A 20800-nucleotide genomic window follows, 5' to 3' on the forward strand; every position below is an offset into this window, starting at 1 on the left:
AACTCGTCCTCCGAGCATAAGGTAGAAGGGTGCTATGACTCCAGTGCGCCGGGGACAGTGGCAGACGGCTGCGGACGTGCTGGCACAGGTCAGCCGACAGCCCGGGATCACACGTGCCGCGGTCGCGCGGGCGTTGCGGTTGAGCACGGGCTCGGCGACGGAGGTGACCGCCCGGCTACGCGACGTACATCTGCTGACCGAGGTTCCTGCGCCGAGTCAGGGGCGTGGTCGACCCACCACGCTGCTGCGGGCGCATCCGCGGGGGCCTGTGGTGCTGGCACTCGACCTGCGGCAGGGCAGTTGGCGCAGTGCGGTCGTGACGCTCGACGGTTCGTTCCAGGAACCGCAGTACAAGCGTCACCGCAGCAGGCGGCCGCAGGTGGTGCTCAGCAACCTGCAGCGTGAGGTGAAGCGGGTGCAGGAGGCGTACGGCGATCGCCTGCGCGTGGTGAGCCTCGCCGTACCGGGCACCATCCGTGACAACCTCCTGATGCAGGCGCCGACGCTGGAGTGGTTCGAGCTGGACCTCGGGACCGTCACTGCCGGCATGGGGCTCACGCTGTTCGCCGGGAACGACGCAACGCTCAGTGGTGTGGCTGAGGCTCGCACTGGCGCTGCGGCTGGGGCTGGTACGGCGCTGCACCTCATCGTCGAGGTGGGTCTCGGTGGGACGCTGCTGATCGACGGTGTGCCGGCGCAGGGTGCGTCGGGGGCGGGTGGCGAGTACGGGCACATGCCTTTCGGTGATCGCTCGCGGGCCTGTCCCTGTGGTGCACGCGGGTGCTGGGACTTGGAGATCGACGGGCGTGCGCTGGCCAGACACCTCAAGGAGCCGGCGCCGGAGGATCCGTACAGCTACGCCGAGGCCGTGCTCCGCCGTACTGACCGTGCTGCCAGTCGCGCGGTCGGCAAGGTGGTCAGCGCGCTCGCCACGGGGATTGCCGGGCTCGTCAACGCGCACGACCCGGATGTGGTCACGCTCGGCGGTCTGGCGATCCCGCTCCGGGCTGCTGCCGCGCCGGTCTTCGAGCGGGCCTATCTAGATGGGCTGATGACCTTTCACCGCGCCGCTCCCCCGCCGGTCCTCTCCGCCACCCACCAGCCGGACGGCCCGCTCCGGGGTGCGGCGGCGCTCGCCCTCGACCACCTCACCAGCGAGCCCGCCATCGCGGCCTGGGCGGCGCAGCACTAGCTAGTAGTGTCAGCCTCAGTCTGCTGAGCGTCCGTGTCCGGCTCGCCTTCCTCGGCGGTCGGCTCCGGCTTGGGCTTGGGGATGATCGGGGGTTCGACCTCCGCCAGTATCGTCGTGAGGTCCAGACGGTGGTGCTGGATCTCATGCGCGGTGTGCCGGATGATCCAGCCCAACGTGCGCGGCGCCCGTACCGGGTAGTTGTAGAGACCCAGCCTCCCGAGCTGCTGCGGCGTGAGCACCCGAGCCGCCGCACCGAACTCCCGGGCGAACCGCATCAGCGCGGCTGCGACCTCCATCGGGTCCTGGTCCTCGTACTTGAGCTGCTTGACCCGGCCGGTCCGGTCCATCGGCGCGTACACCGGCCGGTCCTCCGCCAGGCACTGCGCGATCCGCTGCCGCTGCACCTCGAGGACGTCGCGCACGTGGCACGCGTACTCGATCGCCGACCACACCTCCGGCTTGGGCCGCAGCCGTACGACGTTCGGGTCCGGACCGGCCGCGGCCTTGGTGAGCGCCATGCTGCACTCGGCCGCCTGCCGGACGAGCAGCGTCACCGTGCCCTGCAGGTCACCCGTGTCGTAGTTGAAGCCGCACTGCTCGCAGTACCCGTCGACCGGGGGCTGCTGGTTCGTCAACTGCCACTCCCTCGAAATCTCCACGCGTGATCGACCGGACCGATCCCACCACCGAGTCCGAACCCGGCCGCGATCGCCCCGGTCACGTACTCCTTCGCAGCACCCACCGCACTTGGTACGTCGTACCCACGCGCCAGGTACGACGCTATGGCACTGGCCAGCGTGCATCCGGTGCCGTGCGTGTGCCGGTTGTCCGCCCGGACCGCACTGTACGACCGGCGTACCCCTGGTCCGTGCAGGACGTCGACTGCCGCCGTACCGACGTCGTGACCGCCCTTCACCAGGACCCACGACGCACCTGCGTCCAGCAGGAGCTTGGCCGCGAACTCTCGATCCTCCACAGCCTCCAGGTCGATTCCGGCGACCGGTCCGAGCTCTGTGAGGTTCGGGGTGAGGACGGTGGCCAGCGGGACGATCTCGGAGCGTACGGCGTCCATCGCGTCGGCGGCGAGCAACGCGTCGCCGTGCTTCGACACCGACACCGGGTCGACCACGATCGGCACGGACGGTGGCAGTGTGCGCAGCAGCGACGCGACCACACGGACCATCGACTCCGACGCCAGCATGCCGGTCTTCACCGCGTCGACACCGATGTCGTCCACCACGCTGTGGAACTGGGCCCGGACCTGCTCCTCCGGCAGCTCCCAGGCGCCCTGGACGCCGAGACTGTTCTGCGCCGTGATCGCGGTCAGCACACTCATCCCGTGCACGCCGTTGGCCAGCATCGTCTTCAGGTCCGCCTGGATCCCGGCTCCGCCGCCGGAGTCGGACCCGGCGATGGTCAGCACTCTGGGCAGCATCTCAACTCCTGAAGTGGGCGTGACCGGACTCGGCAGCATACGGCGCGCCGTCCACCGTCACGGTCCCGGCCGGGCGCTCCTGGTTGCCCTCGGCAACCGAGCCGATGACGGTCCAGCCCTCGGGGACGTCGGCCGGCTCGAACGTGCCGACCAGTGCGTGGTCCTCGCCACCGGTCAGGACGAACTTCAGCGCGTCCACGCCGGTCGCGGCCGCGACGGCCTGCAGCGGCTCGGGCACGCTCAACGCGTGCGTGTGCACGTCGATGGCGACCTCGCTGGCGACCGCGATGTGCCCGAGGTCGGCGAGCAGCCCGTCGCTCACATCACACAGCGAGGACGCGCCCGCGAGGGCTGCCCGCGGACCTTCGGCGTACGGCGGTTGTGGGCGGCGATGCGCTTCGACCACGGCACGCGGCGAGCGGAACCCGCGCGCCAGCACCGCCCAGCCGGCCTCGGCCCAGCCCAGCCGGCCGACATAAGCGACCTCGTCGCCCGGCTGCGCGCCCGACCGCAGCACCGGTGGCCGTCCGTCCAGCGAGCCGAACGCCGTCACCGAGACGACGATCTTGTCCGACTGGACCGTGTCGCCGCCGACGATGCTCACCTCGACCAGCTCGCACTCGTCCACCAGGCCCTGGTTGAGCTCCAGCGCCCACGCCGTCGGCAGTTCGGCGGGCGCGCCGAACCCGACCACGAGCGCTGTGGGCCGGGCTCCCATCGCCATGATGTCGGCCAGGTTCTGCGCGGCGGCCTTGCGGCCCACGTCGTACGCGGACGACCAGTCCTGGCGGAAGTGGCGGCCCTCCACCAGCAGGTCCGTCGTGATCACCATCCGCCCGTCCGGCACCGCCATCACGGCGGCGTCGTCACCAGGGCCGACCAGGACGTCCTCACCTGTGGACAGCCCTTTGGTGACGGCCGCGATCAGGCCGAACTCACCCGTGCTCCCCAACGTCTCTGTCACGTCAACAGACCTCCCATATCGCCAACCGGAGTCTAGGCGGTACCGTGACCGGGCAACGAAGAGTACGCCCGGCCGTCGCGCAGTACCCCTGCGGTAGCACAGCCGGAGCCAGCTGAGGACGACTGAGTGGAGAACGACGTGGTGGTCCAGGCCTACATCCTGATCCAGACCGAGGTCGGCAAGGCGGCCGACGTCGCTGCACAGATCGCCGAGGTCCAGGGCGTCACCCTGGCCGAGGACGTCACCGGTCCGTACGACGTGATCGTCCGCGCGGAAGCCCGCAACGTCGACGAGCTGGGCAAACTGGTGGTTGCCCGGGTCCAGAACGTGCCTGGCATCACTCGCACGCTGACCTGCCCTGTCGTCCACATCTGAACCGAGTCCGGTGCCGCCTTCCTTTCGCATGCCCAGAGTCCTGTTCGCTGCACTCGGCCTGATCGTGCTGGCCGGGTGCAGTGCCGGTCCCGCGCCCGTACCCGTCCCCTCCCCCGCGCCCGACGTCGCGGCGGCCTGCGCCGACCTCGTGAAGGCCCTGCCCGCGAAGGTGCTGGACGGCAAGCGCCGCAAGACGTCACCGGAGAGTCCGCTGACCACCGCGTACGGCGATCCGCCGATCGAGGTCACCTGCGGCGTCGCCCCGCCGGCCGGCATGGCCGAGGCGCAGTCGCAGTGTTTCGAGGTCAACGGCATCGGCTGGTTCGCCAAGGAAGTCACCAACGGCGTCATCTTCACCACCATCGGCCGCGCCCTCTACCTGGAGGTCGCCGTCCCCTCGAAGTACGCCCCCGAAGCCAACGCCCTCACCGACGTCTCCGACGTCGTCCACAGGTACAACAAACTCGTCACGCCCTGTACCTGACGACGGCATACTCCCTGTCGAGAGGGTTGCTCCGCGGTTCGTGTCCGGTTCGGGCGGGTGGGGGCGACGTCTCGGGTGAGAGGTGCCCGTGGTGGGTGCCTGGACGACGGGAGAATCCGATGAAGTACATGATCCTGACCTACGCGTCGCAGCAGGACTACGACGGGATGGCGGGCAAGGACACCGGGAAGCCGGCTTGGACGGGCGAGGACTTCGCGGCGATGGGCGCGTTCATGGAGAAGTTCAACGCCGACCTGGCCGAGTCCGGTGAGCTGGTCGAGACCCGCGGGCTGGCGGCGCCGGTGCTGACCCGGCGGCTGGGCTCGAAGGACGGCGCCTCGGTGGTGACCGACGGGCCGTACGCCGAGACCCAGGAGGTGCTCGCGGGGTACTGGATCGTCGAGTGCGAGTCCTTCGACCGGGCCACCGAGATCGCGGCCCGGCTCGGCGACATCCCGGCGCCCGAGTTCATCCGCGCGACCGCGTACGCCGACGTCCGCCCGATCGTCGAAGGTCGCGACGAGCTGGTGGAGTGATCGCGATGACCGGCGCTCTCGAGGATCTGCTGCGGGAGCTGGCGCCGCAGGTTCTCGGGGCGCTGGTCCGGCGGTACGGGCATTTCGACACGGCCGAGGACGCGGTGCAGGAGGCGTTGCTCGCGGCGGCACAGCAGTGGCCGGAAGACGGCGTACCGGACAGCCCACGCGGGTGGCTGATCACGGTGGCTTCGCGGCGGCTGACGGATCTGCTCCGCCGGGAGCAGGCCCGTCAGCGGCGGGAGGACCGGGTGGCGCAGTGGGCGCTGCCGGGTGAGCCGGTCGCGGACACCGACGACACGCTGGTGCTGCTGTTCATGTGCTGCCATCCGTCGCTGTCGCCCGCATCGCAGATCGCGTTGACGTTGCGGGCGGTCGGCGGTCTCACCACCACGGAGATCGCCCGCGCCTTCCTGGTGCCCGAGGCAACGATGACACGGCGGATCACCCGGGCGAAGGCGAGCGTCAAGGACAGCGGCGCGCGGTTCACCCTGCCCGACGACCGGGACGAGCGACTGGGAGCGGTGCTCAAGGTCGTCTACCTGATCTTCACCGAGGGCTACGCGAGTACGACGGGACCCAGCCTGCAGCGGGTCGAGTTGGCGGCGGAGGGAATCCGGTTGGCGCGGATGCTGCATCGGCTGCTGCCGGACGACAGCGAGGTCGCGGGGATGCTGGCGCTGATGCTGCTGACCGATGCGCGCCGTCCCGCTCGGACCGGTCCGCTCGGCGAGCTGGTGCCGATGGCCGAGCAGGACCGGTCACTGTGGATCCCCGAGCTGATCCAGGAGGGCGTCGACCTCATCACCGCGACGCTGCCTCGCGGGCCAGTGGGGCAGTACCAACTGCAGGCGGCGATCGCGGCCCTCCACGACGAGGCACCGTCGGCCGAGGAGACCGACTGGGCCCAGATCGTCGCGCTGTACGAGGTGTTGCTGGGACTCACCGACAACCCGATGGTCGCGCTCAACCACGTGGTCGCGGTCGCGATGGCGCGTGGGCCGGAGGCTGGGCTCGAGCTACTCGGTCCGATCGAGAACGACGAGAGGATCGCCAAGGACCACCGGTTGCCGGCTGTCCGGGCACACCTGCTGGAGATGTCCGGCGATCCGACCGGAGCCCGGGCCGCGTACGAAGAGGCCGCCAGCAGAACAACCAGCCTCCCCCAGCAGCGCTACCTCCACGCCCGAGCAAGCCGACTCTGAGCGTCAGGCCCACCGGGCAGGTCCTTCACCGAGGTCAGGCCGATCCGCAGGCTTTCACGTCGCTTTCGCGGCGAGTGGGTCAGCGGAGGCCGGTGGGGCGGGTTTTGGCGAGGGTCAGGAGGCGTTCCACCAGGGCTGGGTAGTCGACGCCGGAGGCTGCCCAGAGGCGGGGGAACATGCTGGTGGGGGTGAAGCCGGGCATGGTGTTGATCTCGTTGATGATGACCCGGTTGTCGGCGTCCAGGAAGAAGTCGACGCGGGCCAGGCCCTCGGCCTCGATGGCGTCGAAGGCGGTGAGGGCTTTCGCGCGGATGTCGGCGGCCACGTCCTCGGGCAGGTCGGCCGGCACCGACAACGCGAGGTACTCCTCACCCTCGGGGAGGTACTTGGTCTCGAAGTCGTAGAAGTCGTGCCCGCCACCCGAGACCGCGATCTCGCCGCAGACGCTGACCTCCGGCGTGCCGTCCAGGCCGTCGAGGACGCCGACCTCGATCTCGCGCGGGTTGTTCGCGGCCGCCTCGACGATCACCTTCGGGTCGTGCGCCCGCGCCTCGGCGACCGCGTCGTCGAGCTCGTCCAGGCTGTTCACCTTGCTGATCCCCAGGCTCGACCCGCCCCGGGCCGGCTTCACGAACACCGGGTAGCCGAGCGCGTCCACGGCGGCGCGGCACGCGGCCGGGTCACGGGTCCAGTCGCGGTCGCGGATCACGACGTACGGCGTGACCTCGAGCCCGGCGGCCTGGAAGACGACCTTCATGTAGTGCTTGTCCATGCCGACCGCGCTCGCGAGTACGCCGGAGCCGACGTAGCGGATGTCGGACATCTCGAGGAGGCCCTGGATGGTGCCGTCCTCACCCCAGGGGCCGTGCAGCAACGGGAACACCACGTCGACCTCGCCGAGCGTGCTCGGGACCTGGCCGGGTTCGCTCACCACGAGCTCGCGGTTGGCGCCGAACAGCACCGGCAGCGCGGTCACGTCGACCTCGGGGAGCTTGCCGTCGGTGATCGACAGCCGCTCCGGGTCACCGCTCTCCAGGACCCAGTGGCCGCTGGTGCTGATGCCGACCGGAACCACGTCGTACTTGTCCCGGTCGATCGCCTGCAGCACATTGGCCGCGGTCACGCACGAGATGGCGTGTTCGCTCGACCGGCCACCGAACACGACGGCGACGCGGGGCTTGCGTTGTTCTTCCCTCGAGTACTCACTCACCGGCTCGACTGTAGCGGCCCGGAGATCAGGAACCGATCGGGGCTCGGTTAAGAGCTCTTCAGATCGCCGTCCGTAGCCGTCGGACAGCACCTGATCACAGTGTGATCACTCCGTCACTCCCAGGTGATCAGCAACCCCGTGACGCCGTACACGAGGCGGTCATCCGTGCCCTTTCCATCGCGGCCTCCGGCGGGTCGGTGACCCGCTACGCTGCCCGCGGAGGTGGAGATGGGACTGCGCGAACTCAAGCGGGAACGGACCCGTCGGCTGATCGCGGACAAGGCGTTCGAGCTGTTCACCGACCACGGCTTCGGCCGGACCACGGTCGAGCAGATCGCGGCCGCCGCGGAGGTCGGCCCGAGCACGCTGTACCGGTACTTCCCGACCAAGGAGACCCTGGTCCTGGAGTTCGTCGAGGACTGCCTGGTCGACGCGGTCAGCTGGTTCCGCGAGCAGCCCCGGCTCGATCTGCCGGACGGCCTGCAGGCGGTGATCGAGCGCGTGCTGGAGCAGCTGGAGCGCAACCCGGACCGGGTCCGCGCCGTGTTCGACCTGGCCGCCCAGACCCCGTCCGTGAGCGCGCACCTGAACGAGCTGAGCTGGCGTTTCCGCAACGACCTGACCGACGAGCTGGTACGCCGGTTGCCGGCGAGGGACCCACGGGACGCGGAGTTCACCGCCGCCCTGGCGGCCGGGATCGCGATGAACATCATCGAGACCGTGGTCCGGATCTGGGTCGAGGACCCGGACGCGACCGAGGTGAAGAAGCTCGCCCGGCGCGCGATGACCCTGCTCCGCGGCGGCGGCATCCCCCTCCCGGCTGCGGCGGAGATCCCGCAGCCGGCCGGGGCCGAGATCTCCCGACCGGCCGGGGCCGGGATCCCCCGACCGGCCGGGGCCGGGATCCCCCGTCCGGCCGCGGCCGATCGGGTCAGGGACAATTCCCGGTATGGCTCCTGATCTCGATCCGTCCACCGTCGTCGTCCACGCAGGCCGCCCCGAGCGGGTGCCGAACGCGCCGGTCGGCGACTCCCCCGTCTTCAGCTCGACGTACGTCGCCGGTGGGGATCGTGGCTACGGGCGGTTCGGCAACGACTCCTGGTCCGCGCTGGAGGAGACGCTCGGCGCGCTCGAAGGTGGCCGCGGGCTGACGTTCGCCTCCGGCATGGCGGCCGTCGCGGCGATCGTCGACCTCGTCCCGGTCGGCGGCCGGGTGATCGCTCCGCAGCACGCGTACTCCGGCGTACTCGCGCTGCTCGACCAGCAGGCCGAAGCCGGCCGGCTCACCGTGGTCCGGGTCAATGTCGCGGACACCGAGGCGGTCGTCGACGCGGTCGACGGCGCCGACATGCTCTGGATCGAGTCACCGACCAATCCGGCGATGGAAGTCGCCGACATCCCGGCACTGTCCGCCGCCGGTCACGCGGCCGAGGCGATCGTGGTCGTCGACAACACGTTCGCGACACCGTTGCTGCAGCAGCCGATCTCGCTCGGCGCGGACATCGTCATGCACTCGGCCACCAAGTTCATCGCCGGCCACTCCGACGTCATCCTGGGTGCCGTCGTCACCGCCGACGACGAGCTGTGGAACGCGGTCGAGCTCCGCCGCCGCAGCCTCGGCGCGATCCCCGGCCCGATGGAGGCCTGGCTCGCACTGCGCGGCCTGCGGACGCTCGCCCTGCGGCTCGAGCGCGCGCAGTCCAACGCCGCGTTCCTGGCGCAGCGTCTGCTCGACCACCCGAAGGTCAGCCGGGTCCGTTACCCGGGCCTGCCCGGGGATCCGGGCCACAAGCGTGCCGAGGCGCAGATGTCCGGCTTCGGCGCGATCCTGTCCATCGAGCTCGGCGGTGACGCCGAAGCCGCGCAGCGGGTCTGCGAACGCACCGAGCTGTGGGTGCACGCGACCAGCCTCGGCGGCGTCGAGTCGATGCTCGAACGCCGCCGCCGATGGCCGATCGAGGTCCCGACGATCCCGGAGGACCTGATCCGCCTGGCCGTCGGGATCGAGCACCCCGCGGACCTGTGGGCCGATCTCGAGCGGGCCCTCACGAACGGGACTTGAGCACCGGCCCACCGAAGAAGGTCAGGACGCACAGCACGACCGGCAGGATGAACGCGATGTTCAGCGGCATCCAGTGCGCGAGTCCGCCGATCAACGCCGGGCCGGCGAGCAGGCCGACGTACCCGAGTCCGACCACGCGAGCCATCAAGGCACCGGCCGCGCGGGGGTCGAGGTTGCCGGCGGCGGTGAAGAGCTGCGGTACGCCGCCGGCCAGGCCGAGACCGAACAGCGCCCAGCCGAACAGCGCCACGGGCACCCACGGTACGACGATCACGATGGTCAGACCGACGGCCGCCATGGCCGCACCCCATCGCACGATCGCGGCCGGCCCGACGACCGCGGCGACCCGGTCGGTGAGGAACCGTCCGACGGTCATCGCCACCGCGAAAGCGCCGTACGCATAGGCCGCCGTGCTGACCGACGTACCGAGGATGTCGCGGAAGTGCAGCGCGGCCCAGTCGTTGGCGACACCCTCGGACAGCATCAGGCCGAAGGCGAGTCCGCCGAGCGCCCAGACCAGCTTGGCCGGCGGCTTCGCCCGCTCCTGGTCCGGCTCGTGCTCCTCCTCGATAGTTGCCTCAAGCAAGAACGGACGGGCGGCCAGCGCGATCACGATGCAGACCACACCGGACAGGCCGAGCGTGACTTCCGTCGGTACGCCGGCGTGCAGTGTGGCGGCTCCGATGACCGCGGCGATGGCCCCACCGATCGACCACATTGCATGGAAGGCGGCCATGATCGGGCGCGGGTAGCCGCGCTCGACCACGACGGCCTGCGCGTTCATGCCGACATCGATCGAGCCGTTGCCGAAGCCGATCAGGATGAGAGCGAGACCGAGGGTCCACCAGTTGTGCGCGAGGCCGGGACCGGCCAGCGCGATGCCGAGCAGTACGCCGGCCGCCGGGACGAGCCGGCGTTGACCGAGCCGATCGACCAGCGGGCCGGCGACCTGCATGCCGGTGAAGGCAGCGCCACCGAGCACCAGCAGCAGGAGGCCGAGGGTGCTGTGGGAGATGCCGGTCGCGTGCTCGATGTTGGGGATGTGGACGACCCACATGCCGACGGCGAAGCCGTTGAGGCCGAAGTACAGCCAGGTGGCGACGCGGGCGGCTCGGGGCGGTGCGGTCTGCGGACGCAGATCGGTGGCGGTCAAGAGGCCACCTCGACGAGGACCCCGCGCTGGGCAAGCATGGTCCGTTGATCCTCCGGTGCGTCGGGATCGGTGATGATCACGTCGGGACGGTCGGCCGGGCACACGTAGGCGAGCGCCGCGCGATCCCACTTGGCGGCGTCCGCGAGCACGATCGACCGAGTGGCGACCTTCAGCGCCTCCTGCTTGACCTCCGCGTCGCCGAGGTCGAACGCGGTCAGACCGGCGTCCAGGCTGAACGCGCACGGGCTGAGCACGGCCAGGTCGAAGCGCAGCGCGCGCAGCGACGCGACCGTCAGCGGGCCGACGAGAGCCAGTTCGCCCTTGCGCGCCTCACCGCCCGGTATCAGCAACCGGATCCGGGGCGCGTCGGCCAACTCGTGGGCGACGTGCAACGAGAGCGGCATGACCGTCACCGCCCGGTCGTGGAGCAGGCGCGCGACTTCGAGCGCCGTCGTACCGCTGTCGAGGACGATCGTCTCGCCGTCGTGAATGTGCTCGACCGCCGCCTTCGCGATCGCACGCTTGGCCGCGACCGCCGCCTGGGCGCGCAGTGAGTACGGCGGCTCGACACCGGACGGCATCGCCGACACAGCTCCCCCGTGGACGCGTTTGAGCACGCCCTGCGCGGCGAGGAAATCGAGGTCGCGGCGGACCGTCATGTCCGAGGCCTCGGTCGCCTCGACCAGTTCCTGGACCGAGACTCGGTCCATCGCCCGTAGTCGATCTACGATCACTTGATGCCGTTCCGCACTTCTCACGCGCAGAAATCTACCATCCGCCTGATCGTTCAAACAGATTGCGTGTTTGCTTGTGGCTGAAGACACAACGCTGGTCAAGCGATCGCGGTACGCCGTGGCCGCTGTCTTCTGCGTGCACGGAGCGGTGACGGGGTCGTTCGCGACCCGGGTGCCGTGGATCCAGGAACACACCGGCGCGTCTCCGGGGCAGCTCGGCCTGGCGCTGGCGTTCCCGGCGCTCGGCGCGGCCCTGATGATGCCGCTCGCGGCCCGGGTGAACCATCGGCTCGGCAGCCGGACGGCGCTCCGCGGTCTGCTCGCCCTCTGGACGCTGGCGCTGATCCTGCCCTCACTGGCGCCGAACCTGTGGACGTTGTGCGCGGCCCTGCTGGTGTACGGCGGGACCTCGGGGATGGCCGATGTCGTGATGAACGCCATCGGGGTCGAGGTGGAGCACCGGCTGAACAAGTCGATCATGTCCGGGCTGCACGGCATGTGGAGTGTCGGTGCACTGCTCGGGGCCGCGGTCGGGACGGTCGCGGCACACGCGGGATTGAGTGCCCAGATCCACCACGCCGTGGCCGCCGTCGTCCTGACGGTGGTCGGGGCCGTGGTGTGTCAGTTCGTGCTGAATCTGCATCCCGACGACGACGAGGAGCCGCCGGCGCGGTTCGCCTTGCCACCGAAGTCGGCACTGCTGATCGGGGCGGTCGGGTTCTGCGCAGTATTCGCGGAGGGCGCCAGCCTGGATTGGTCGGCGGTCTACCTGCGCGACATCCTCGACAGCTCGGCCGGAGTCGCGGCCGGTGCGACGACCGGGTTCGCATTGACGATGGCGATCGCGCGGCTCACCGGTGATGCGGTAGTCGACCGGTTCGGCGCCGTACGCACGGTTCGCTGGAGTGGGGTGATCGCGACGGCGGGCGGCGTACTGGTAGTCGTCGCTCCCAGCGCGGTCGTCGCCATGGTCGGGTTCGGGTTGATCGGCGTGGGCATCGCGGTCGTCGTACCGCTCGCCTTCGCGGCCGCGGCGCGCAGTGGCAGCAACGCCAGCCAGGCGATCGCCGGGGTGGCCACCATCACCTACGCGTCCGGCCTGGTCGCGCCGTCGATCATCGGCGGCATCGCGCAGGCCAGCAACCTGACGGTCTCGTTCCTGGTCGTGACCGTCCTCGCTGCCGCCCTGGCTGTGTTCGCTCCGGTCCTGCGCACCAAGCCCCGCGTGCGCACGCCCTAGCTCAGCAGCCGGTCGAGGACTTCAGCGGCCTCCTCGTAGCCGGCGTCGCTGATCCGCTGGAGTTCCAGCAGGTCCTTGGCGGCGGCCGCGCGCCGGGTGAGGTGCTCGCCGGCGCGCTCGTTGCCCTCGTCGAGCAGCTCGTTCAGCGCGTCGATGTCGGAGCGCTCGTCGGCCAGGTCGGCGAAGCGGTCCATCGCCTTCTCGTTGCCCTCGTCCGCGAGGGCGCGCAGGGTCTCCCAATCGCTCATGAGTCGAGTGTGCGACCTTGCCCCAGGGGCAAGGTCAAGAATGGGTCTGTGCTCACCATCGGACAGCTGGCCAGGTACGTCGGGGTGTCGACGAAGACCGTCCGTGTGTACCACGCGAAGGGCCTCCTGCCCGAGCCGGAGCGGGACTCCTCCGGCTATCGCCGCTACCCGGCCCAGGCCGTCGTCGAGCTGGTCAGGATCCGCACGCTGGCCGAGGCGGGCGTCCCCCTCGCCCGGATTCGCGAGCTGGGATCCGCACCGGACGACTTCGGTCCCGCCCTCGAGCAGATCGATGCCGACCTGAGCCGGCGCATCCGGCAGCTCCGCGCCACCCAGCAACGGCTCAGGCAGCTCGCCGCCGGAGACATCCGCCTGCTCCCGGCCGAGGTCGACCGCCACCTCGCGGGGCTGAGCACGCTGGGGTTCACCGATCGGTGGATCGCGATGGAACGCGACCTGTGGATCGTCGTCTACGCGACCCATCCGGAGGTCGCCGGCGCCTACTTCCACGACCAGGCGCAGGCCTTGGCCGACCCGGCGCTCCGGCGGCTCTACCTCGCCTACGACCAGGCCCACGATCTGGACCCCGCCGATCCGTTCCTCACCGAGCTGGCCGACCGCATCGTTGCGGCAAGCATCGACCGCTACGGCACCGACCTCCCCGTCCAGCCCGACGACACCGCGATCCCGCAACTCCTCCAGGCCACCGTCAACGCGTCGTCACCGGCCTGGCAGCACCTCGATTCGCTGATCCGCCGCCGCCTGAGTGACCTGGGAGTGCCGCCCGGCTGAGATACTCCGAGCCGTGGATGTCGAGGAGAGCCGCCGCCTGCACTGGGAGCTGCGGGCCGCGGAGCCGGCTGATGTCGAGGCGATCGTCGAGCTGCGGGCAGTGGTGATGCGCCCGGATCTGGAGCGGCTGGGGAGGTACGACGCGCACCGCGTCCGGCAGCGGCTGCGGGACGCTTACGCCCCGCACCACACGTCCGTCATTGTGGTCGACGGCGCGTTCGCCGGCTCCATCGCCGTACGACCGGCCGAGGACGGGCGATGGCTGGAGCATTTCTATCTCGCTCCGGAGCTCCAGGGCCGCGGGCTCGGATCAGCTGTCCTGCAGACAGTGCTGCAGGACAGCGATGCCGATGGCGTTCCCGTCCGGCTGAACGTACTCCAGGGGAGCCCCGCACAACGCCTGTACGAGCGCCATGGGTTCGCCGTGGAGTCTCAGGACTCCGTCGACGTCTTCATGGTGCGACAGCCGGCCTGACGCTACTTGTCCGTGGCGAAGGCGGCGTCGAACGCGGCGGCGGGCTTGTCGAAGGCGAGGGCACGGATGACGTTGACCGCCTCGGCGGCGCCGACCTTGCGCTCCATCCCGGCGTCCTCCCACTCGACCGAGATCGGACCGTCGTACCCGATCGAGTTCAGGACGCGGAAGCAGTCCTCCCACTGCACGTCACCGTGACCGGTGGAGTAGAAGTCCCAGCCGCGCCGCGGGTCGCCCCAGGGCAGGTGCGAACCGAGCCGGCCGTTGCGGCCGCCGCCGACCCGCATCCGGGTGTCCTTGCAGTCGACGTGGTAGATCCGGTCCTTGAAGTCCCACAGGAACGCGACCGGGTCGATGTCCTGCCACACCATGTGCGAAGGATCCCAGTTGAGGCCGAACGCCTCGCGGTGGCCGATCGCCTCCAGCGCCAGCGTGGTGGTCCAGTAGTCGTACGCGATCTCCGACGGGTGCACCTCGTGCGCGAACCGGACGCCCTCGGCGTCGAACACGTCGAGGATCGGGTTCCACCGGTCGGCGAAGTCCTGGTAGCCGGCCTCGATCCGCTCGGCGGGCACCGGCGGGAACATCGCGACGTACTGCCAGATCGAGGAGCCGGTGAAGCCGATGACGGTGTTCACACCGAGCTTCGCGGCGGCCCGCGCGGTGTTCTTCAGGTCCTCGGCCGCGCGCTGCCGGACACCCTCGGCGTCGCCGTCGCCCCAGATCCGGGACGGCACGATCGCCTGGTGCCGGAAGTCGATCGGATTGTCGCAGACCGCCTGGCCGACCAGGTGGTTGGAGATCGCGAAGACCTGCAGGTTGTACTTCGCCAGGATGTCCTTGCGGCCCTGGACGTACGTGTCGTCGTCGATGGCCTGCTGGACGTCGAAGTGGTCACCCGAGCAGGCGATCTCCACCCCGTCGTACCCCGCCGAGGACGCGAACTCGCAGACCTCCTCGAAGGGCAGGTCGGCCCACTGACCGGTGAACAGAGTGATCGGACGAGGCATCTGACTGGCTCCTAGCGATTAGGCGTGGTCGACGGTGGTCCAGGCGCTGTCGTCCGCGGCCGAGCGCAGTACGGCGTCGACCACGCGGGCGGACCGCGCTCCGGCGGTGAAATCGGGCAGGCCGTCCGGGTGGTCGCCCAGGACGGCGGCATAGCTGTCGGCGACGAACGAGTCGAACGCGTCCTGGTACCCCTGCGCGTGCCCGGCCGGCAGCCGGTTCACCCGCGCCGCGGGCGGGCTCAGCGTCTCGGGGTCGCGGGTCAGCACCTGCGAAGCGGTACGCCGGCCGACCCAGAGTCGATCCGGGTCCTCCTGGTCGAAGCCGAAGCTCGACTCGGTGCCGGAGACCTCGAGGTACAAGCGGTTCTTCCGACCGGCCGCCACCTGGCTGACCACGATCGTGCCGACCACTCCGGCTTCGGTCCGGAACTGCGCGGTGGCCAGATCCTCGGTGTGGACCGCGACCCCGCCGCGCTGCGACCGGACTGTTCGCAACTGGGCACTGATGGCGGCGATCCGGTCGCCGGTGACGAACTCGGTCAGGTCGCACCAGTGCGACCCGATGTCGGCGAACGTCCGGGAGGGACCGCCGGTGGAGTCGTCGACCCGCCAGTTCTGGTCGTCCGCACCCGCCAGCCAGTCCTGCAGGTACGACCCGTGCAGGCTGGTGATCACTCCGGCCTCGCCCGCGGCGATCCGGGTGCGCAACTCGCGGACCATCGGGTGGTAGCGGTAGACGAACGGCACCGCACCGACCAGCCCGGCCTCGACGGCGGCGGCGTGCAACCCGACCGCGTCGTGGACCGAGGTCGCCAGCGGCTTCTCGCAGATCACGTGCTTGCCGGCCTCGAGCGCCTTCAGCGTCACGTCGAGGTGCGTGTTGTTCGGCGTACAGACGTGCACGACGTCGACGTCCGAGGCGAGGAGCTCGTCGAGGGTCGCGAAGCCGCGGTCGGCACCGGTGGCCTCGGCCGCGGCCTCAGCCCGGGAGGGCGACGAGCCGACCGCACCGACCACGGAAGCGCCGGAGACCAGCGCGGACCTGCCGTGCACGCGGCCCATGAAGCCGCCGCCGACGATCCCGACCTTGAGCTTGCGCGCACTGGTGGACACGTCGAAGGACGCTATGTGACACTTTTGAACCCTGTCAAGCAAAAGTCCACCGACTCAGCGACGGAAGTGCGGCCATGAGCGAACTCGGGACGGCTGAGACCGACGCCGTACTGCGCCTGCTCCTGGACGGGCAACCGCGGACCCGCGCCGAACTCATCGACCTCAGCGGCCTGGCGCGGTCCACGGTGACCGGGCGGATCGAGGCGTTGCTCGCGTCGGGTCTGGTCGTACCGTCCGGGGAGGCGGCCTCGACCGGCGGGCGCCCGCCGGCGCGGTTCCGGTTCAACCCGACCGCGCGGCTGATCCTGGCCGCGGATGTCGGCGCGACGCACCTGTCCGTCGCGCTCACCGATCTGACCGGGGAGATCCTGGACCGGTCGACCACCCCGCTGAACATCGCCGAGGGTCCCGAGGCGGTCCTGAGCGAGGTCGCGCGGATGGGACGGGTGCTGCTGCGCGCCGCCCGGCGGTCCGTCCTCGACCTCGCGGGCACCGGCGTCGGCCTGCCGGGACCGGTCGAGCACAGCACCGGCCGGCCCAACCATCCGCCGATCATGCCGGGCTGGGACTCGTACGACGTCGTCGGCCGGCTGAGCGGTGAGCTCGCCGGCCCGGTCCTGGTCGACAACGACGTGAACATCATGGCCCTCGGCGAGCACGCGACCGAGTACGCCGACGTCGAGCACCTGCTGTTCGTGAAAGTTGCCACCGGCATCGGCGCGGGCGTGATCAGCGGCGGCCGGCTGCACCGCGGCGCGCAGGGCGCGGCCGGCGACATCGGCCACATCCAGGCACCGGGTCACACCGAGCTGTGTCGTTGCGGCAACACCGGCTGCCTGGAGGCGGTCGCGTCGGCCGCGGCCATCGCCGGACGGCTCGGAGTCGACGGAAGTCGCGACGTCGTCGAGCTGGTCCGGGCGGGCAACACTGCCGCCACCACGGCCGTTCGCCAGGCCGGACGGGAGATCGGCACCGTGCTCGCCGCAGCCGTCAGCCTGCTGAACCCGTCGGTGATCGTCGTCGGTGGCTCACTCTCCCAGGCCGGCGACAATCTGCTGGCCGGGATCCGGGAGGCGATCTATGCCAGATCGTTGCCTCTGGCCACCACCGACCTGCGGGTGGTCACCGCGAGCTCCGGTCAGGACGCCGCTCTGCGCGGCGCGGCCACCCTCGTCCTTCAGCACCAACTGACGACGAGCTGATCCACCAGCGCGACGATCCGCTCGAGGTGCGGACCACCGCGAGCCCGGCCGAAACCGTGCCGTCTCCCGTGGAACGCGGCCTGCACCACCTGGAGGTGAGCCCATCTCCGGACACGCTCCGGGTCGAGTCCCGCGGCCTCGGCGAACACGGCCAACTCGTGCCGCAGCGCCTTCATCAGGTCCTCGGCCTCGATCAGCGCCAGCGCACGAGGCTTCAGCAACGTCGCCCCGTCGTACGCCGGATCGCCCACGTAGCCCTTGGGATCGACGGCCAGCCACGGCTCGCGCTCACCGCGCAGGATGTTGCGGGGATGGAAGTCGCCGTGCACGAGCAGCTCCGGCTGGTCACGGCCCAACTCGTCGACAACCGCCAGCGCCGCATCCAACGCCACATCAGGCACTGCACCGGGAAAGTCCGCCGCGCCTTGACGCAGCTCCTCTTCCCAGCCGTCGGCCTGATCCGCCAACCGTGGCAGCTCCGCGGTCGTCGCAACCGACAACCGCCGGCTGAGCTGCCCAGCCACCGCGACGATCTGGTCACCGTCGCCGAGCTCCCACAGCGTCGACGGCTGCACACGCTCGAGCAGCATCGCGAAGTGCTCGTCGTCCCGCTCGTACAGCAGGACGGCCCCGCGACCTTCCCAGGCTGCGTAGGCATCCGGCTCGTGCACGTTCCCGGGATGCGGGAAGGACACCTTGATCACCGCCGGCCCGGCCGCGGAACGGACCGGCACGATCACCCCGACCTGACCATGCATGACCGGGCCGTCCGCCACACAGTCCCACTGCGACAACAGGCGCTCGATGAGCCCGGGCAGCTCGGCCAGCCAGGCCGCACCCGATGAGCCTTCGCGATCGACTGTGGACTGTGCGAAAGCGGCCGGGATCATCCCCACCGCTCCGACTTGGCGGAGCGGGAGACGAGGCTGAAGAGCATGTCCTTCGGGGTCATCTCGCCGGCGACGACCTTGGTGACGTGTTCGGCGATCGGCATCTCGACGTCGTGGTGATGGGCCAGCTCGGAGATCGACGCGCAGGACTTCACGCCTTCGGCGACCTGACGGGTGGCGCCGGCGATCTCGGCCACCGTCATGCCCTGGCCGAGCTTCTCGCCGAAGGTCCGGTTACGCGACAGCGGCGACGAGCAGGTCGCCACCAGGTCGCCGAGGCCGGCCAGTCCGGAGAACGTGTGCTCGTCCGCGCCGACCGCCGTACCCAGCCGGGCGATCTCGGCCAGGCCGCGGGTGATGACCGAGGCGCGGGCGTTGTCGCCGAAGCCGAGGCCGACCGCCATCCCGACGGCCAGCGCGATCACGTTCTTGCACGCGCCGCCGAGCTCGCAGCCGATCACGTCGTTGTTCGTGTACGGGCGGAACGTCGGCGAATGGCAGAGCTTCTGCAACCGCGTCGCCGTCCCCTCGTCCGCACACGCGACCACCGACGCGGCCGGCTGGCCCTCGGCGATCTCGCGCGCCAGGTTCGGACCCGACACCACCGCGATCCGCTCCGGCCCGGCGCCGGTCAGCTCGGCGATCACCTCGCTCATCCGCTTCGTCGTCCCGACCTCGACGCCCTTCATCAGGCTGACCAGCGGTACGGCGTTCGGCAGCACGCCGGCCCAGTCCTTCAGGTTGTCCCGCAGCGACTGACTCGGAACCGCGAGGACGACGGCCTCCGCGCCGTCGGCGGCCGCGGCCGGATCGTGGGTCGCGGTGATCGCGTCCGGGAGCCGCAGGCCGGGCAGGTAGTCGGCGTTCTCGTGCTGGGAGTTGATCGCCTCGCACAGCGACTCACGCCGGCCCCACACGGACACCTGGTTGCCCGCGTTGGCCAGCACGACGGCGAACGCCGTACCCCAGGAGCCGGCTCCGAACACCGCGACCTTTGTCATGCCTTCTCCTCACCGTCTGCGGGCTTACGGTCCTTGCGCAGGTCGAAGAGTTCCTTGGGCGGGGTCTCGCCGCGCAGTTCGCCGAGCGTCTCGGCGACCGCGGCCATGATCACCTCGGTTGCCTCGTGCAACAGCTGGCTGGTCACCTGCTTGCCCTGGAACGCGCTCAGGTCGACCGGCAGCCCGGCCCGCACCTGGATGGTCTTGCGCGGCAGCAGCCGGAACCTGATCCTGCCGGTGTAGGACTGGATGATCTCCTGCGCGCCCCAGTTGGCGATCGGGATCACCGGGCACCCGGTCTGCAGTGCGATCCGGGCCGCGCCGGTCTTGCCGGTCATCGGCCACATCTGCGGGTCACGCGTGATGGTGCCCTCCGGGTAGACGCCGACACACTCGCCCTTCTCGACCGCGGCGACGGCGTCCCGGAACGCGTCGGCGGCCTGCGCCGACTCGCGATGCACCGGGATCTGCCCGGCGCTGGTGATGATCCGGCCGAGGATCGGCAGCTTGAACACCGATGCCTTGCCGAGGAAGCGCGGGATCCGGCGGCACTCCCAGATGTAGTACCCGAGCACGAACGGGTCGAAGTGCGAGATGTGGTTGGCCGCGAACACCACGCCACCCGAGCGCGGCATGTTCTCCCGGCCGGTGAACCGGCACTTGGTGAACACGATCATGAACGGCTTGACGATCGCCACCACCAGGCCGAACCAGAAGCCCCGCCGTGGCCGGGGATCGCTGCCTTGGCCGTCCACTACTGCCTCCTGGTGCTCGTCACTGGCATCCGTCATGGGAGAATCCTGCCTGATGGCAGACCTACAGGTCGCTCCCTGGATCCTGGCGATCCCGGTGAAGCGTACGGCGATCGCGAAGAGCCGGCTCGCCCCCGCCTACCCTCAGCACCGTCCGGAGCTCGCCCGCGCCTTCGCTGTCGACACTACTGCGGCCGCGCTCGCCTCTCCCCTGGTCCGCGCGGTCCTGGTCGTCACCGACGATCCGGTCGTGGCCGCGGATGTGACCGCGATGGGCGCGCGCGTCGTCCCCGATCTCCCCGGCGAGGGTCTGAACGAAGCCTTGCTGCATGGAGCCACTGTGGCCGCTGCCGAGTTCCCAGGCAACGCGGTGGCCGCTCTGTCCGCCGATCTGCCCGCGTTGCGTCCGGCCGAGCTGACCGCCGCCCTGGCGGCGTGTGTGGCGCCGCGCTCGTTCGTGATCGACCTTCCCGGCACGGGGACGACGTTGCTCGCGGCAGCTCCGGGGGTGCCGCTGGATCCGCGCTTCGGCGTCGGTTCCGCACTAGCCCACCAGGCGTCCGGTGCGGTGCCGATCGAGCTCACCGGCATCGAGTCGGTACGTCGTGATGTCGACACGGCAGCCGATCTGGCCCACGCCGTACAACTCGGTGTGGGTCCGGCGACCGCGGAGGTGATGTCGCTGGTCCTCGGCGCCGCGACCGGCACCGAGGGTCTAGCCTGCTGA

General features: G+C 70.3%; 24 protein-coding genes. 12 read left to right on the forward strand and 12 right to left on the reverse strand.

Annotation, left to right across the window (positions count from 1 at the left end):
• Positions 1 to 34 precede the first annotated feature (34 nt).
• A complete protein-coding gene (locus tag ACZ6O0_RS27275) occupies positions 35 to 1192 on the forward strand; it encodes an ROK family transcriptional regulator (RefSeq protein WP_465767828.1) in 1158 nt (385 codons plus the stop codon).
• On the opposite strand, the gene ACZ6O0_RS27280 is transcribed toward ACZ6O0_RS27275, so the two are convergent.
• From ACZ6O0_RS27280 to ACZ6O0_RS27290, 3 genes are read right to left on the reverse strand one after another with little or no spacing between them, the layout of a single operon-like run.
• Positions 1189 to 1827: a DinB family protein gene (locus tag ACZ6O0_RS27280; protein WP_465767829.1), complete on the reverse strand. Its 639-nt coding sequence runs from the start codon at positions 1825 to 1827 to the stop codon at positions 1189 to 1191. The genes ACZ6O0_RS27275 and ACZ6O0_RS27280 overlap by 4 nt on opposite strands.
• Positions 1824 to 2627: a bifunctional hydroxymethylpyrimidine kinase/phosphomethylpyrimidine kinase gene (gene thiD / locus ACZ6O0_RS27285; protein ID WP_465767830.1), complete on the reverse strand. Its 804-nt coding sequence runs from the start codon at positions 2625 to 2627 to the stop codon at positions 1824 to 1826. Before thiD ends, ACZ6O0_RS27280 begins: the two co-directional genes overlap by 4 nt.
• A 1-nt stretch (position 2628) precedes the next feature.
• A complete protein-coding gene (locus ACZ6O0_RS27290) occupies positions 2629 to 3591 on the reverse strand; it encodes a thiamine-phosphate kinase (protein ID WP_465767831.1) in 963 nt (320 codons plus the stop codon).
• A 138-nt stretch (positions 3592 to 3729) separates the two neighbouring features.
• Here ACZ6O0_RS27290 and ACZ6O0_RS27295 point away from each other — a divergent pair, with 138 nt between their 5' ends.
• From ACZ6O0_RS27295 to ACZ6O0_RS27310, 4 genes are all read left to right on the forward strand, one after another.
• Positions 3730 to 3966 (forward strand): Lrp/AsnC family transcriptional regulator, encoded by a 237-nt coding sequence (locus ACZ6O0_RS27295; protein WP_184806149.1) that lies wholly within the window; start codon positions 3730 to 3732, stop codon positions 3964 to 3966.
• A 28-nt stretch (positions 3967 to 3994) separates the two neighbouring features.
• Entirely contained in the window at positions 3995 to 4450 is a 456-nt protein-coding gene (locus ACZ6O0_RS27300) for a DUF3515 domain-containing protein (RefSeq protein WP_465767832.1), read from the forward strand.
• A 119-nt stretch (positions 4451 to 4569) separates the two neighbouring features.
• Positions 4570 to 4986, forward strand: coding sequence for a YciI family protein (locus tag ACZ6O0_RS27305; RefSeq protein WP_465767833.1), 417 nt, complete (start codon positions 4570 to 4572; stop codon positions 4984 to 4986).
• A gap of 5 nt (positions 4987 to 4991) precedes the next feature.
• Positions 4992 to 6191: an RNA polymerase sigma factor gene (locus ACZ6O0_RS27310; protein ID WP_465767834.1), complete on the forward strand. Its 1200-nt coding sequence runs from the start codon at positions 4992 to 4994 to the stop codon at positions 6189 to 6191.
• 79 nt (positions 6192 to 6270) lie between these two features.
• On the opposite strand, the gene ACZ6O0_RS27315 is transcribed toward ACZ6O0_RS27310, so the two are convergent.
• On the reverse strand, positions 6271 to 7401 hold the full coding sequence (locus ACZ6O0_RS27315) for a D-alanine--D-alanine ligase family protein (RefSeq protein WP_465767835.1): 1131 nt from the start codon (positions 7399 to 7401) through the stop codon (positions 6271 to 6273).
• A 228-nt stretch (positions 7402 to 7629) separates the two neighbouring features.
• Between ACZ6O0_RS27315 and ACZ6O0_RS27320 the strand changes: the two genes are divergently transcribed.
• Together ACZ6O0_RS27320 and ACZ6O0_RS27325 are read left to right on the forward strand one after the other, a co-directional pair.
• A complete protein-coding gene (locus ACZ6O0_RS27320) occupies positions 7630 to 8361 on the forward strand; it encodes a TetR/AcrR family transcriptional regulator (protein ID WP_465767836.1) in 732 nt (243 codons plus the stop codon).
• Entirely contained in the window at positions 8351 to 9463 is a 1113-nt protein-coding gene (locus ACZ6O0_RS27325) for a trans-sulfuration enzyme family protein (protein ID WP_465767837.1), read from the forward strand. The genes ACZ6O0_RS27320 and ACZ6O0_RS27325 overlap by 11 nt, the downstream gene beginning before the upstream one ends.
• Here the strand turns inward: ACZ6O0_RS27325 and ACZ6O0_RS27330 are convergent.
• Positions 9447 to 10616 carry an MFS transporter gene (locus tag ACZ6O0_RS27330; protein WP_465767838.1) on the reverse strand — a complete coding sequence of 390 codons (1170 nt, stop codon included), beginning with the start codon at positions 10614 to 10616 and terminating at the stop codon, positions 9447 to 9449. The genes ACZ6O0_RS27325 and ACZ6O0_RS27330 overlap by 17 nt on opposite strands.
• Positions 10613 to 11374: a DeoR/GlpR family DNA-binding transcription regulator gene (locus ACZ6O0_RS27335; protein WP_465767839.1), complete on the reverse strand. Its 762-nt coding sequence runs from the start codon at positions 11372 to 11374 to the stop codon at positions 10613 to 10615. The genes ACZ6O0_RS27330 and ACZ6O0_RS27335 overlap by 4 nt, the downstream gene beginning before the upstream one ends.
• Before the next feature lie 52 nt (positions 11375 to 11426).
• Here ACZ6O0_RS27335 and ACZ6O0_RS27340 point away from each other — a divergent pair, with 52 nt between their 5' ends.
• A complete protein-coding gene (locus ACZ6O0_RS27340; protein ID WP_465767840.1) occupies positions 11427 to 12590 on the forward strand; it encodes an MFS transporter in 1164 nt (387 codons plus the stop codon).
• Here the strand turns inward: ACZ6O0_RS27340 and ACZ6O0_RS27345 are convergent.
• Positions 12587 to 12838, reverse strand: a complete 252-nt coding sequence (locus ACZ6O0_RS27345) for a hypothetical protein (protein ID WP_465767841.1) — start codon at positions 12836 to 12838, stop codon at positions 12587 to 12589. The genes ACZ6O0_RS27340 and ACZ6O0_RS27345 overlap by 4 nt on opposite strands.
• A 48-nt stretch (positions 12839 to 12886) precedes the next feature.
• Here ACZ6O0_RS27345 and ACZ6O0_RS27350 point away from each other — a divergent pair, with 48 nt between their 5' ends.
• Both ACZ6O0_RS27350 and ACZ6O0_RS27355 read left to right on the forward strand, forming a co-directional pair.
• Complete coding sequence (locus ACZ6O0_RS27350; protein ID WP_465767842.1) at positions 12887 to 13630, forward strand: MerR family transcriptional regulator; 744 nt, start codon at positions 12887 to 12889, stop codon at positions 13628 to 13630.
• Positions 13631 to 13643: 13 nt separating this feature from the next.
• Positions 13644 to 14105, forward strand: coding sequence for a GNAT family N-acetyltransferase (locus ACZ6O0_RS27355; protein ID WP_465767843.1), 462 nt, complete (start codon positions 13644 to 13646; stop codon positions 14103 to 14105).
• A 2-nt stretch (positions 14106 to 14107) separates the two neighbouring features.
• On the opposite strand, the gene ACZ6O0_RS27360 is transcribed toward ACZ6O0_RS27355, so the two are convergent.
• Both ACZ6O0_RS27360 and ACZ6O0_RS27365 read right to left on the reverse strand, forming a co-directional pair.
• Positions 14108 to 15115: a sugar phosphate isomerase/epimerase family protein gene (locus tag ACZ6O0_RS27360; protein ID WP_465767844.1), complete on the reverse strand. Its 1008-nt coding sequence runs from the start codon at positions 15113 to 15115 to the stop codon at positions 14108 to 14110.
• A gap of 18 nt (positions 15116 to 15133) precedes the next feature.
• Positions 15134 to 16228 (reverse strand): Gfo/Idh/MocA family protein, encoded by a 1095-nt coding sequence (locus tag ACZ6O0_RS27365; protein ID WP_465767845.1) that lies wholly within the window; start codon positions 16226 to 16228, stop codon positions 15134 to 15136.
• Positions 16229 to 16302: 74 nt separating this feature from the next.
• Here ACZ6O0_RS27365 and ACZ6O0_RS27370 point away from each other — a divergent pair, with 74 nt between their 5' ends.
• Positions 16303 to 17430, forward strand: a complete 1128-nt coding sequence (locus tag ACZ6O0_RS27370) for an ROK family transcriptional regulator (RefSeq protein WP_465767846.1) — start codon at positions 16303 to 16305, stop codon at positions 17428 to 17430.
• Here the strand turns inward: ACZ6O0_RS27370 and ACZ6O0_RS27375 are convergent.
• The 3 genes from ACZ6O0_RS27375 to ACZ6O0_RS27385 are packed head-to-tail and all read right to left on the reverse strand — an operon-like array spanning position 17406 to position 20112.
• Positions 17406 to 18320 (reverse strand): aminoglycoside phosphotransferase family protein, encoded by a 915-nt coding sequence (locus ACZ6O0_RS27375; protein WP_465767847.1) that lies wholly within the window; start codon positions 18318 to 18320, stop codon positions 17406 to 17408. The two genes, ACZ6O0_RS27370 and ACZ6O0_RS27375, sit on opposite strands and share 25 nt — an antisense overlap.
• Positions 18317 to 19321 (reverse strand): NAD(P)H-dependent glycerol-3-phosphate dehydrogenase, encoded by a 1005-nt coding sequence (locus ACZ6O0_RS27380; RefSeq protein WP_465767848.1) that lies wholly within the window; start codon positions 19319 to 19321, stop codon positions 18317 to 18319. Before ACZ6O0_RS27380 ends, ACZ6O0_RS27375 begins: the two co-directional genes overlap by 4 nt.
• On the reverse strand, positions 19318 to 20112 hold the full coding sequence (locus ACZ6O0_RS27385) for a lysophospholipid acyltransferase family protein (RefSeq protein WP_465767849.1): 795 nt from the start codon (positions 20110 to 20112) through the stop codon (positions 19318 to 19320). Before ACZ6O0_RS27385 ends, ACZ6O0_RS27380 begins: the two co-directional genes overlap by 4 nt.
• Before the next feature lie 16 nt (positions 20113 to 20128).
• Between ACZ6O0_RS27385 and cofC the strand changes: the two genes are divergently transcribed.
• Positions 20129 to 20800: a 2-phospho-L-lactate guanylyltransferase gene (cofC, locus tag ACZ6O0_RS27390; RefSeq protein ID WP_465767850.1), complete on the forward strand. Its 672-nt coding sequence runs from the start codon at positions 20129 to 20131 to the stop codon at positions 20798 to 20800.

The sequence above is a fragment of the Kribbella sp. NPDC048837 genome, from assembly GCF_055586945.1.